Origin of the sequence: Gilliamella sp. Fer1-1, from assembly GCF_001690825.1 — a bacterium.
Classification (GTDB): Bacteria; Pseudomonadota; Gammaproteobacteria; order Enterobacterales; family Orbaceae; genus Gilliamella; species Gilliamella apicola_C.
This window is the reverse complement of the sequence record NZ_LZGX01000069.1, coordinates 24,442-37,781: the sequence shown is the minus strand read 5'-3', so window position 1 is coordinate 37,781 and position 13,340 is coordinate 24,442. Positions and strand designations below refer to the sequence as shown.

Below are 13,340 nucleotides of genomic sequence, written 5' to 3'. Positions count from 1 at the left end.
TCAGTTTAATAAAAACAGGTTTATTCGCATTTTTATTTCAAAAGTATGACTAAGATCAAATTCCTTGCTCTATTTAAGCAAATATTCGCCTAAAGTAGCGCTTAAATCTTTTTTGTTTTTTGTTATCGTGTATTATAACTAGCTGAATAATGTTTTTATAAATTATAATCAACTTATTTAGTCAGCACAAAATGCAGTGATTATTATTTAACTAGCTATTATTGATTACATTGCTTATGAGTTAGAGGAAATTATGAAAAGAGTTTTTATTATGATCCTAGATTCGTTTGGGATCGGTGGCGCTGAGGATGCAAAAAAATATGGTGATGAAGGCGCTAATACTTTAGGTCATATTGCTGAAGCTTGTGCTTTAGGTAAAGCAGAGCACGGTCGTAGCGGCCCATTAAAATTGCCTAATTTAAGCAAATTAGGTTTAATAGAAGCGGCATATGAATCAAGTGGTCAATATCCTAAAGACATGAAAACTGAAAGCGAAATTATTGGCGCATATGGTTATGCTAGCGAAATTTCTTCTGGTAAAGATACACCATCAGGGCATTGGGAAATAGCTGGTGTGCCCGTACTTTTTGACTGGGGCTATTTTACAAATACAACTAACAGCTTTCCTCAAGATCTTTTAAATAAAATTATTTCTCGAGCAAAACTCCCTGGCTACCTTGGTAATTGTCACTCTTCAGGCACAATTATTCTTGATGAGCTTGGTGAAGAACATATGGCTTCAGGAAAACCTATTTTTTATACTTCTGCTGATTCTGTATTCCAAATTGCCTGTCATGAGGAAACATTTGGTTTAGATAAGCTTTATGAAGTTTGTGAAATTGCTCGTGATGAGCTTAACAAAGGCAATTATAATATCGGTCGAGTTATTGCTCGCCCATTTTTAGGCAATAAGTCAGGCGAATTTGTACGTACAGGTAATCGCCATGATTTAGCAGTTGAGCCACCAGCACCAACAATGATTAAGAAGCTAGTCGATGAAAAACAAGGTACCGTTGTGTCAATCGGTAAAATTGCTGATATTTATGCACAAGTTGGTATTACCAAAAAAGTGAAAGCAACTGGTCTTGAAGCACTATTTAATTCATCGCTTGAAGAAATAAAACAAGCTAAAGATAACACGATTGTATTTACTAATTTTGTTGACTTTGACTCCTCTTACGGGCACAGACGAGATGTATCGGGTTATGCTGCCGCATTAGAATATTTTGATAGTCGCCTTCCTGAAATGTTAGCACTTATTAAGCCTGGTGATCTGCTTATTATCAGTGCCGATCATGGTTGTGATCCAACTTGGCCAGGAACCGATCATACTCGTGAACATATTCCCGTCATCGTTTACGGTGATAGCGTGCCTGTTGGATCTTTGGGGCATCGAGAGACATTTGCAGATATTGGGCAAAGTGTTGCTGATTACTTTGATTTGTCACCAATGGATTATGGCAAATCATTTATTCGTAAATAACGATTTTTTAGTTAGTGTAGTACATTTTTAGTAATAAATTGAGGAGAGTTAAATGCCTACCCCACATATTAACGCCACCGATAATGCTTTTGCTCAAACGGTATTAATGCCTGGCGATCCATTGCGAGCTAAGTTTATTGCCGAAACTTTTTTAGAAAATGCAAAAGAAGTGACTAATGTAAGAGGAATGCTTGGTTTTACAGGCCACTATAAAGGTAAGCAAGTTTCTGTTATGGGACATGGTATGGGGATTCCATCTTGTTCTATATATACAACCGAATTGATCAAATTTTATGGTGTTAAAAATATCATTCGTATCGGTTCGTGTGGCGCAATCAGTCCTGATGTTAATCTTGGTGATGTTGTTATTGGCTTAGGTGCTTGTACCGATTCAAAAGTCAATCGTTTACGTTTTAAAGATCACGATTTTGCCGCTATCGCCGATTTTGGTTTGACTTGCAATGCCGTTAATGCTGCTAAAAACTTAGGCGTAAATGTTAAAGTTGGCAATCTTTTTTCTGCCGATCTGTTTTATAGTGTTGAACCTGATATGTTTGATATTATGGAAAAGTACAATATTTTAGGCGTTGAAATGGAAGCAGCGGGCATTTATGGTGTGGCTAGTGAATATGGAGCTAAAGCATTAACAATTTGTACAGTATCTGACCACATACGAAAAGGCGAAGCAATGTCGGCAGAAGAGCGACAATTAGGCTTTAAAAATATGATTAATGTTGCGTTAGAATCGGTATTAATTAATTCAAATTAAAATTAATGGCAGAATTTCTGCCATTTTTTTTAGGTTAAAAACAAACCAACTAATTGTCGCATTAGCTGTAAACCAACAGCTTTAAGCGTGAATATTTTTAGCGTTATAGCTAGTTTTTAATAGCGATAACAAATTTTTATTTATTCATTAATTTTTATCTAATAGGTTAGAAAAGAGCTCATTTAATAAGGAACAAAAATGAATATCAAGCTACAACTGAGAATTATATTTTTCTTACAATTTTTTATCTGGGGAAGTTGGCTAATTACCTTAGGCTCCTATATGATGAACAATTTAAATTTTACTGGCATTGATGTCGGCGCCGTATATGGTACCATGGGTATTGCTTCATTATTTATGCCGAGCTTACTTGGTATCGTAGCTGATAGATGGATACCTGCTAACCGATTGTATGCACTTTGCCATTTGATTGGTGCTATAACCTTATTCATTGCTGCATCTATCACGTCACCATTTTTAATGATGATTGTGATGCTTATCCATTGTTTTGCTTTCATGCCAACTATTGCGATTTCTAATTCGATTTCTTACTCTTGTTTAGAGTCACAAGGGCTTGATGTTATTACGCAATTCCCTAAAATTCGTATCTTTGGTACCGTCGGTTTTATTGTTGCGATGTGGTTAGTGAGCTTTATGCAATTAGAACTCAGTAATATGCAACTTTATATTGCAGCTGGAAGCTCTGTGTTGTTAAGCCTGTATTCTTTAACTTTACCTTTAATTCAAATTACTCACGATACTAGTAAAGAAAAATCGATTTTGAGTTCATTAGGTTTAGATGCATTTGTGCTTTTAAAACAACCTAGAATGTTGATCTTTTTTCTATTTGCAGTGTTATTAGGCGGTATTTTACAAATTACCAATACTTTTGGTGACCCATTCTTGCATAGTTTTAAAGATATTCCAGAATTTAAAGATAGTTTAGTTATTAAGTATCCCGCAGTATTACTTTCTATTTCGCAAATATCAGAAGTCGTCTTTATCTTATTTGTTCCTTTCGTTATGAAACGTTTAGGCATCAAATATGTCATGCTAATCAGTATGCTTGCATGGGTGGCTCGTTTTGGGCTATTTGCTTATGGTGATCCATCCCCTGTTGGTTTTGTATTGCTGCTTCTTTCAATGATTGTTTACGGTTGTGCCTTTGATTTTTACAACATTTCAGGTTCTATGTATGTTGATAAGACTGTATCATCAGATATCCGTAATAGCGCGCAAGGGCTATTTATGATGATGACAAATGGTATTGGTGCTTATATTGGTACCATGGCTAGTGGTTTTGTGGTTAATTACTATACAATAGAAAAAATTGTAGATTGGCATTCTGTTTGGCTTATATTTGCAGGCTATTCATTAGTGCTTGCAATTGTTTTTGTTTTTATTTTCAAAAATGATGACGCCGATAAAAAATTAGCCTAAAAATCAAGCAGTGAATTGGCATTAACTACCTAGTTAATGTTGAAATAGATAGATAAGTCAGATTATTCTACTAATAATTTGTTCTATAAATAGGCAACAGATTAATTGTTGCCTAATTCCTGATTGCGACAAAATGTTATCGGCCTCACAGAAAATCGATAGATTGCACAAAATGTATAGAAAATAAATTGATGGGAAACAAAGGTATGGAAAACAAGTATCTTATCAAAATAGCATAAAATGCTTATAATAAGTGTATCAATTCTGGTATTTGATACGTTTGCCAGTTGATTAATAATCACTATTACAAGTACCTTATAAGCGTATTTAAGCAGATTAGAACAAGATGAATAAACACATAATCCCCAAAGTTATACTTCATGAGCATGTTGAAGGCAGTATTACTCCCTTTATGGCTAAAAAATTAGCCAATAAAAATCATTTAACTTTCCCTGATTCATTATGTTATCAACAAGGCGAATATGATGCGACCGAGTATAAAAATGGTCGATATAACTATGATGAATCCGACTTTGTTTCATTTATTCAAACTTATGACACTGTTTCGAGTTTTGTTAAACATCCTGACGATTATTACCTGATTACTTACGATTTTTTAAGCAGAAATGCCAAGCAAGGGTTAATCTATTGTGAACTGTTCTTGTCGCCCTATCATATTTGCGCAACAGAAAGACAAGGAAAAGTTGTTTGGGACAAAGAAAGATTTCAACAAACTCTTAATCAAATGGATAAAGCAATTATTGATGTTCAAAAAGAGCATAATATTACCGTTAGGTACCATGTAATTGGCGTACGACACCTTGGCGCCGATGTGGTGCATGATACACTGCGTTTTATTGAAAATAATTATCATCCATTTATTACTGGATTTAATATTGCTGGCAATGAGAAAGCTGGGCATTTTGATGATTTTAAAAAGGCTCATCAACTTGCTTCTGAATTAAATTTAAAAAAATCTTACCATGCTGGTGAAATTGACTCAGCGGAAAGTATTATTCAAGCGCTAAAACATGGCGCAAATCGAATTGGGCACGGTATTGCTGCTATTGAAGATGATAAATTGATTAAGCAATTAGTTGATAACAAAATCACTTTAGAAATTGCTCTCACCAGCAATCGTATTTTAGTGAATAAATTACAGGGTGATATACTTAATCATCCAATTAGACAACTGTATGACCAAGGTGTTCGCATTACTCTTAACACGGATGATGCCGGAATTTTTGGTACCGACATTGAAAAAGAATACCATATTGCTCAATCGATATTTTCTTTTTCGCGATTAGAATTGCTTGATATAACACTATGTGGTATCCAAGCAGCTTTTGTTGATGAGCCTATTAGAGTTCGTTTAATGAATTTGGCACTCTCATACTTTACCTCGGATGATAGAAAATTACTGAAAAAATTTATTCATGATAAAAAATATCATCCAGCAATCATTGAACGTTTTTTAACATATCAAAAATTATTATTAGCTATCCCCATTAATTAATTCATCAGAATAATTGGAGATTTACATGAAAAAAAATAAGTTAGCCCTAAGTTTTTTACCCCTATTTATATCTGGTGCTGTTAATGCTGCAACAGTCGATTTAAGAATTATCGAAACGACTGATTTACACGGCAATATGATGAATTATGATTATTTTAAAGATCAAACTATTGATTCATATGGGTTAGTTAAAACTGCCAATTTAATTCATCAAGCAAGAGGTGAAGTAAAAAATAGTGTTCTTGTTGATAATGGTGATTTAATTCAAGGTAGCCCAATGGCTGATTATGCAGTTGATAAAGGCCTTAGTGAGGGCGAGATACACCCAGTATATAAAGCACTCAATACCCTTGATTATGTTGTTGGTAATATTGGTAACCACGAATTTAATTTTGGATTGGAATTTCTGAAAAAAAGCCTTTCTGGAGCTAAATTTCCTTACATTAATGCCAATGTTTATGATGCTAAAACCAATAAGCCATATTTCAAGCAATATATTATTGTAGATACTCCTGTTATTGATAGAGATGATAATAAACATACTATCAAAATTGGTTATATCGGTTTTGTCCCGCCACAAATTATGCAATGGGACAAACTTAACCTTAATGGCAAAGTTGTTGTCAAAGATATTACCGAAACCGCTAAATTACTAGTACCGGAAATGAAAAAACAAGGCGCTGATGTCATTATTGCAATTCCACACTCTGGCGTGTCGGCTGAACCTTATAAAGCGTTAGCTGAAAATTCGGTTTATTACTTAAGCCAAGTAGAGGGAATTAATGCAATTATGTTTGGTCACTCACATGGCGTCTTCCCAAGTGAAGAATTTAAATCACTGCCTAATACTGATATAAAAACAGGAAATATCAATCATGTTCCCGCGGTCATGCCAGGACAATGGGGAAGCCATTTAGGCGTAGTGGATTTAGTTCTAACGGGAGATAAATCCAATTGGCAAGCTATTTCAGGGAAATCTGAAGCACGGCCGATTTATGACCAAACGAATAAAAAAGCCTTAGTTGAAGCTGATCAAAAACTCGTTGATATTCTAACAACAGACCACCAAGGTACGCGTAAATTTGTAAGTAAACCTATTGGTAAAGTTTCAACCGATATTACTAGCTATTTAGCGCTAGTCGAAGATACATCTGCCTTACAAATTATTAATGATGCACAAACCGATTACGTTAAGCAATTTATTCAAGGCGATCCAGATCTGGATGGTCTGCCAGTTTTATCAGCTATTGCACCATTTAAAGCTGGTGGCAGAAAAAACGATCCAAGTGCTTTTGTTGATGTAAAAAAGGGTGATCTTACCTTTAGAAATGCAGCAGATATCTATCTGTATCCTAATATTTTATCTGTGATTAAAATTACAGGCAAAAATGTAAAAGAATGGCTTGAATGTTCTGCGGGTATGTATAACCAAATAGATATTCATACAGCAAATCCACAATACCTAATTAATTGGGATAAATTTAGAACCTATAATTTTGATACAATTGATGGTGTAAATTATCAAATTGATATCACCAAACCTCCACGTTATGATGCTAACTGCCAGCTAATCAATCCAACATCTGAAAGAATAACTAATCTGACTTACCAACACAAACCACTTGATCCTAATCAAATGTTTTTAATTGCTACAAATAATTATCGAGCTTATAGCGGCATATTCCCAGGTACTGGTGAAAAAAATGTTAAATTTAATTCACCGGATGATTTAAGAGTGATCCTGTCAGCTTATATCACTAAGGTTACTAAACAAGAAGGATCGGTCAATGTTATTGTTGATAACAACTGGCAAATTGCGCCAATATCGAGTGATACCAAATTAGATATTCGTTTTGAATCATCTCCAACAGATGAAGCTAAAACTTATATTGAAAAACATTCACTATACCCTACTGAATTTATCGAAAAAGATAAATTAGGTTTTGGTGTTTATCGATTAGATTTACAGTCATCAGCTAACGCTCAACCTAAAATTTAATTAATATTATTACGAAACAAAGGATTCTCAATATGAAAATTGAAAAACTCATTGAACTCGCTAAAACTGCTCGCTCTAAAGCTTATGTTCCTTACTCCAAATTTCAGGTTGGTGCAGTATTAATCACTGAAGATGATGAGGCGATTTTAGGTTGCAATGTTGAAAATGCCTCTTATGGCCTAGCCAATTGTGCAGAACGCACCGCTATTTTTAAAGCAGTTTCAGAAGGTAAAAGAAAATTTAAAAAATTAGTGGTAATTGGTGATACTGAAGGTCCAATTTCACCTTGTGGAGCTTGCCGTCAAGTAATCAGTGAGTTTTGTGCTAAAGATATGCCAGTGATTTTAACGAATATGCAAGGTAAAATCCAAGAAACCACTGTTGGTGAATTGTTACCTTGGTCTTTTTCGCCAAGTGATTTAGATTAGTTTTGCTTGTGAGCAATGTAATTTTAGCTATATTGAAAATAGTTAAAATTGAACGCAATTAAAAATAAAAAGAAATTGATACTTATTGTTAGCTAGGATTAGCCTTCTCATCAAGCCAAATTATGGATGAGAAGAATATAATCCTAATTTATTGATATTAAGAGAGACGAATAATGAGATTTGTAGATATTATTGAAAAAAAACGTGATGGCCATGCATTAACCACTGACGAAATTCAATTTTTTATTACTAACTACACTAATGGTACCATCCCTGATTACCAAGTTAGCGCTTTATTAATGGCAATTTATTATCAAGGTATGACATCAAAAGAATGTGCGGATTTAACCAGTGCCATGATGTATTCAGGTGATACTGTTGACCTATCATCAATAAAAGGCATTAAAGTCGATAAACATTCAACTGGTGGTGTGGGTGATACCACAACATTAGTACTTGCTCCTTTAGTTGCAGCATTAGATGTACCGGTCGCTAAAATGTCAGGGCGTGGACTTGGGCATACTGGTGGCACCACCGATAAATTTGAGTCAATTGCGGGATTCAAAATTGAATTAAGCAAACAAGATTTTATTAATCAGGTGAATACCAAGGGTTTAGCAGTAATTGGTCAGTCAGGTAATTTAACACCAGCCGATAAAAAGCTCTATTCACTACGTGACGTAACTGGCACCGTTAATTCTATTCCACTTATTGCAAGCTCAATTATGAGTAAAAAATTAGCTGCTGGTGCTGATGCTATTGTGCTTGATGTTAAAACCGGTGATGGCGCACTAATGAAAAATATGGCTGATTCAGAAAAATTAGCTCACGAAATGGTCAATATCGGTAACCAAATTGGTCGCAGAACCATGGCTATTATTTCAGATATGTCACAACCACTTGGTTTTGCAATTGGTAATGCACTTGAAATCAAAGAAGCGATTGATACTTTGAAAGGTAAAGGTCCTGCTGATTTAACTGAGCTAGTTTTAACATTAGGTAGCCAAATGGTTGTGCTTGCCAACAAAGCGAAAACATTAGAAGAAGCCAGAGCTAAACTGCAAGAGGTCATAAAAAATGGTAAAGCAATTGAAAAATTTAAGACCTTAATTGAAGCGCAAGGTGGTGATAGCTCGGTTGTTGATCATCCTGAAAAATTAGCAAGCGCGCCATACCAAATCGCGCTACCTGCGCAAAAATCAGGCTACATTACAAAGATTATTGCGGATCAAATTGGCATTGTTGCAATGCAATTAGGCGCGGGGCGAGCAACCAAAGATGATATTATCGATCCAGCGGTTGGAATCGTATTACATAAAAAAGTCGGCGATAAAGTTGATGAGGGTGAAGCTTTATTAACGATTCACGCCAATACTGATAAGCTTGATGCAATCAAACAAAAATTGTATGACAATATTATTGTTAGTGATAGTGCAAGCGAGCCACAATTGATTTATAAAGTGATTACGGAGTAGTCATTATAATAAGGATTTAGGAGGAACCATGTTTCAGCCAAAATTAAATAAAAAAATATCACTACTTGTTGTTTTGAGTCTATTTTCAGCTAATGTTATAGCGACCATTTCGAACAAAAAACCAACAACACCCACTTGGGAAAAGAACACAATTTATCAATTTACTATTTTACATACTAACGATCACCACGGTCGTTTTTGGCAAAATGATATTGGTGAATATGGACTTGCTGCACAAAAAACAGTCGTTGATAAAATAAGAAAGGAGGTAGCTGCTAAAGGCGGAAATTTGTTACTTCTATCTGGCGGTGATATTAATACTGGTGTTCCTGAATCCGATGTACTTCAAGCAAAACCTGATTTTTTAGGTATGAATGAAATTGGCTACAATGCGATGGCTGTGGGTAATCATGAATTTGATCACCCTTTAACGATTATTCGTGAACAACAAAGATGGGCAAATTTTCCTTTTCTATCTGCAAATACTTACTTTAAAGGCACCGATAATCGTGTTTTTGATGCCTACACAACATTTGATTTAAATGGTATTAAAGTGGCAGTATTTGGATTAACCACGGATGATACAACTTTTTTAGCTTCACCTAAAAATACTGATGGCATTGAATTTCATAAAACCTTACCCGAGGCGCAAAAAATTATAGCTCAGATAAAAAAGATGGAACATCCTGATATGATTATTGCTTTAACGCATATGGGACATTATGAAAATGGCGAACATGGTACAATGGCACCTGGAGATGTTGAATTAGCCCGCGGGTTAAAAAGTGGTGAATTAGATATGATTGTGGGTGGTCATTCACAAAATCCTGTTTGTATGGCAAGCCCAAATAAGCGCATTACCGAATATGTCCCAGGAACCCCTTGTGCACCCGATCAGCAAAACGGGACTTGGATTGTTCAAGCGCATGAATGGGGTAAATATGTTGGGCGTGCAGATTTTACCTTTTTAAACGGCAAAATAACTTTGCAAAAGTATCAACTAATCCCTATCAATTTAAAAAAAGAAGTTGATAATGGTGATGGTACAAAACGCCTTGAATATTACAGTGAAGAGATATTACAAGATAAAAAATTACTCGAAAATCTAAAGCCTTATCAAGAACAAGGAAAGCAACACTTACTAATTAAAAGCGGAGAGTTATCCGGCCGACTTGAAGGTGATCGTAATATTGTAAGATATCAACAAAGCAATATGGGACAATTATTGCTTAGCGCTTTTATTGAAAAAACCAGTGCTGATATGGGGATTATGTCAGGTGGTATGATTCGCGATTCATTAATTGAAGGTAATATTACTTATCGCGATATTTTAAAAGTTGAGCCTTTTGGTAATAACGTTGTTTATTTTGATCTGACAGGTAGTGAATTAATTGATTACCTTAAAGTAGCACTTAACAAAAAACCAGGTTCTGGCGGATATGCACATATGAAAAATGTCACCTTAACACGATCGAACAATAACATTGAAGATATAAAAATTAAAAATGAACCTATCAATTTACAAAAATCATATCGCATAGTTACGCTAGACTTTTTAGCGGCTGGTGGTGATGGTTACCCAATAACCAATACTTCACCAACTTATGTTGATACGGGTTATCGTGATGCTGATGTAGTAAAACAGTATTTTGAGAAATACTCGCCTATTAATGCATCAGATTATGAACCAACACCATTTATTATTGAAAAATAAGTACTGAGGTAGCTATGAACATGACAGAATTTCAACTAAATTGTTATAATATAGTGACTGATCCTAATCTATCACCTAAACAAAAATCCCATTTACTTGCACTTGCAGCAGAAAATAATTTACCTTATGTAAATCTAGATAGTGAAACCCGACATGCTTTAGATGAACGTGTGATTTGCGATATGTATGAAGGTCATGCGCCCTATAAGCCCCGCTATGTGCTACCTGATTATGCTAAATTTTTAAAGCAAGGTTCAAAATGGCTAGAACTTGAGCCAGCAAAAACATTTGATGATGCATTAAATATGCTTACCATCATTTATCATCACGTTCCTTCTGTAACTGGTATGCCTGTTTATTTAGGCTGTTTAGATCAAATATTACTCCCTTATGTTGGCAATCTAACAGAAAATGAAGTTTATGAGCGATTAAAGCGCTTTTGGATTATGCTTGATCGTAATTTACCAGATGCATTCATGCATGCCAATATTGGGCCAACAGATAATGTGATCTGCCGCGTTATTTTACGTGTTGATCGCGAACTTAAACAAGTTGCTCCGAATCTAACGTTTATTTATGATGAAGATATCACGCCAGAATCGTTACTCAATACAGCAATTGAGAATATTTGCGAAACAGCAAAACCCCATATTGCTAATAATATGATGATTAAAAAAGATTTTGATGAAAAAGGCTACGGTGTGGTGAGCTGTTATAACTCACTGCCTGTTGCTGGTGGTGGGAGCACATTATCCAGAATTAATTTGAAAGAAGTAGCATTACGTAGTCAAGATATTGATGATTTTTTAAAACATGTTCTTCCGCACTACTGCCAATTACAGATGAATTTAATTCAAGCAAGATCAGCATTTCTTTTTGAAAAATCTAACTTTTTTAGCAATAGTTTTTTAGTTAATGAAGGATTAATTGACGCAACTCGATTCGCACCCATGTTTGGTATTTATGCGATGGCAGAAGCGGTTAATATTTTACAAGAAAAATCAGGATTGGCAGGATGTTATGGTAAAAACGAAGAGGCCAATGAGCTAGCTTCAGCAATTTCTAAACAACTTGCTGAGTTTGTTGATAATCATAAGGTTAACTACGCTTGGAAAGGAAAGGCGATGTTACATGCGCAATCGGGCATCAGTTCCGATAGAGATGCCACCCCTGGTTTACGCATACCTTATGGGCATGAACCTGATCCTGTTACACATATTATGGCATTATTTAAACACCATAAATATTACACCTCTGGCATTAGTGATATTTTAACGATTGATGAAACGATAAAAAATAATCCATTAGCATTAGTACAAATTTGTAAAGCCGCATTTAAATTTGGTTTCCGTGAATTTACGGCTAATATCAGTGGTAATGATCTTGTGCGAGTAACTGGCTATATGGTAAGACTATCGGATATCAAAAAATATAAACAAGAAGGATCGCGGATTAATACGACATTTTTAGGTAGCGAAGCAGCGGAAGCGCCTGACAACAAGAGTTACTTATGCCGCACACCTCGAGTAATCAGCCATGAACAAGCCATGGGCAATCATTAATAAACTGTTACCCTTTTCTTGTGTTGACGGACCGGGAAACCGGTTAGTCATCTTTTTACAAGGCTGTAATTTTAAGTGTTTAAATTGCCACAACCCTTATACTATTTCGCCGTGTAAGGATTGTGGTGATTGTGTGGCAACTTGTCCCCATCAAGCGTTAACATTTATCAATAATAAAGTTATCTGGCAATCTTCACAATGTGAGCAATGTGATACATGTATTAATACTTGTCGTCACAGTTCTACTCCAATGACCTATCAATATAGTGTTGAAGATGTTTTACTTGAGATCCGTAAATACTTGCCTTTTTTGAATGGTATTACCATTAGTGGTGGCGAAGCGACATTACAGTTACCTTTTATTGAAAGGCTTTTTCATGCTGTTAAACAAGCCGAGGATTTAAAGCACCTTACCTGCTTTATTGATAGCAATGGTTACTTAGTGAAAACAGGTTGGCAAAAAGTAGAAAACGTAATGGATGGTGCGATGATCGACCTTAAAGCTTGGAATAGTGATGTTCATAAAAAGCTAACAGGTCGGGATAATTTACGCGTAAAAGAGACGATTAAATATCTTTCACAGATAAATAAATTATATGAAGTAAGATTTTTAATTATTCCAAAACAAACCGATCTACAAGACAATGCTAAAAACATTGCTGAATTTTTAATGGATTTGGATCCTAATATTCGAATAAGAATTAATGCATTTCATAATCATGGAGTGCACGGTATCGCTAAAACATGGTCTGTAGCCACTAAACAGCAAGTCGAACTTTTTGCAGAACAATTAGAACAAAATGGGTTAAATAAAATTACCTTACCATCTGTATATTTATAATCTATTTTGCTGAAATTGAGTAATAACGGATAAATTAAATATACGTTATAGAGGTGGGGAGCTTCCCCCCAGCCTCTTTATTATTTTGTTTGACTCAATTTATTGTGATGTAT

At 35.0% G+C, this 13,340-nt stretch carries 10 protein-coding genes; all 10 read left to right on the top strand.

From position 1 onward, the window contains the following. The first annotated feature begins 253 nt into the window (after window positions 1-253). The 10 genes from A9G28_RS08180 (at window position 254) to A9G28_RS08135 (ending at window position 13,227) form a co-directional block, all read left to right on the top strand. A complete protein-coding gene (locus tag A9G28_RS08180) occupies window positions 254-1,483 on the top strand; it encodes a phosphopentomutase (protein ID WP_065580345.1) in 1,230 nt (409 codons plus the stop codon). A 52-nt stretch (window positions 1,484-1,535) separates the two neighbouring features. Continuing rightward, window positions 1,536-2,252: a purine-nucleoside phosphorylase gene (gene deoD, locus A9G28_RS08175; protein ID WP_065580344.1), complete on the top strand. Its 717-nt coding sequence runs from the start codon at window positions 1,536-1,538 to the stop codon at window positions 2,250-2,252. 198 nt (window positions 2,253-2,450) lie between these two features. Continuing rightward, a complete protein-coding gene (locus A9G28_RS08170; protein ID WP_065568116.1) occupies window positions 2,451-3,692 on the top strand; it encodes a nucleoside permease in 1,242 nt (413 codons plus the stop codon). Window positions 3,693-4,038: 346 nt separating this feature from the next. Then, the gene (gene add, locus A9G28_RS08165; protein ID WP_065568117.1) at window positions 4,039-5,208 is read left to right on the top strand and encodes an adenosine deaminase; all 1,170 of its coding nucleotides are present in this window, start codon (window positions 4,039-4,041) and stop codon (window positions 5,206-5,208) included. Window positions 5,209-5,233: 25 nt separating this feature from the next. Beyond that, window positions 5,234-7,207: a bifunctional 2',3'-cyclic-nucleotide 2'-phosphodiesterase/3'-nucleotidase gene (locus A9G28_RS08160; protein ID WP_065580343.1), complete on the top strand. Its 1,974-nt coding sequence runs from the start codon at window positions 5,234-5,236 to the stop codon at window positions 7,205-7,207. A 23-nt stretch (window positions 7,208-7,230) separates the two neighbouring features. After that, window positions 7,231-7,635 carry a cytidine deaminase gene (locus A9G28_RS08155; protein ID WP_442903262.1) on the top strand — a complete coding sequence of 135 codons (405 nt, stop codon included), beginning with the start codon at window positions 7,231-7,233 and terminating at the stop codon, window positions 7,633-7,635. Between the two features lie 173 nt (window positions 7,636-7,808). Next, entirely contained in the window at window positions 7,809-9,110 is a 1,302-nt protein-coding gene (locus A9G28_RS08150; protein ID WP_065580341.1) for a pyrimidine-nucleoside phosphorylase, read from the top strand. 28 nt (window positions 9,111-9,138) lie between these two features. Beyond that, complete coding sequence (gene ushA, locus A9G28_RS08145; RefSeq protein ID WP_065580340.1) at window positions 9,139-10,824, top strand: bifunctional UDP-sugar hydrolase/5'-nucleotidase UshA; 1,686 nt, start codon at window positions 9,139-9,141, stop codon at window positions 10,822-10,824. Between the two features lie 14 nt (window positions 10,825-10,838). Beyond that, on the top strand, window positions 10,839-12,386 hold the full coding sequence (locus A9G28_RS08140) for a YjjI family glycine radical enzyme (protein WP_442903046.1): 1,548 nt from the start codon (window positions 10,839-10,841) through the stop codon (window positions 12,384-12,386). Then, the gene (locus A9G28_RS08135; protein ID WP_065568123.1) at window positions 12,361-13,227 is read left to right on the top strand and encodes a YjjW family glycine radical enzyme activase; all 867 of its coding nucleotides are present in this window, start codon (window positions 12,361-12,363) and stop codon (window positions 13,225-13,227) included. The genes A9G28_RS08140 and A9G28_RS08135 overlap by 26 nt, the downstream gene beginning before the upstream one ends. The last annotated feature ends 113 nt before the right edge of the window (window positions 13,228-13,340 follow it).

Excerpts from the sequence above, each read along its gene's own strand:
- A9G28_RS08180 (WP_065580345.1), top strand. The coding sequence starts at position 254 with ATGAAAAGAGTTTTTATTATGATCCTAGATTCGTTTGGGATCGGTGGC.
- deoD (WP_065580344.1), top strand. The coding sequence starts at position 1,536 with ATGCCTACCCCACATATTAACGCCACCGATAATGCTTTTGCTCAAACG.
- A9G28_RS08170 (WP_065568116.1), top strand. The coding sequence starts at position 2,451 with ATGAATATCAAGCTACAACTGAGAATTATATTTTTCTTACAATTTTTT.
- add (WP_065568117.1), top strand. The coding sequence starts at position 4,039 with ATGAATAAACACATAATCCCCAAAGTTATACTTCATGAGCATGTTGAA.
- A9G28_RS08160 (WP_065580343.1), top strand. The coding sequence starts at position 5,234 with ATGAAAAAAAATAAGTTAGCCCTAAGTTTTTTACCCCTATTTATATCT.
- A9G28_RS08150 (WP_065580341.1), top strand. The coding sequence starts at position 7,809 with ATGAGATTTGTAGATATTATTGAAAAAAAACGTGATGGCCATGCATTA.
- ushA (WP_065580340.1), top strand. The coding sequence starts at position 9,139 with ATGTTTCAGCCAAAATTAAATAAAAAAATATCACTACTTGTTGTTTTG.
- A9G28_RS08140 (WP_442903046.1), top strand. The coding sequence starts at position 10,839 with ATGAACATGACAGAATTTCAACTAAATTGTTATAATATAGTGACTGAT.
- A9G28_RS08135 (WP_065568123.1), top strand. The coding sequence starts at position 12,361 with ATGAACAAGCCATGGGCAATCATTAATAAACTGTTACCCTTTTCTTGT.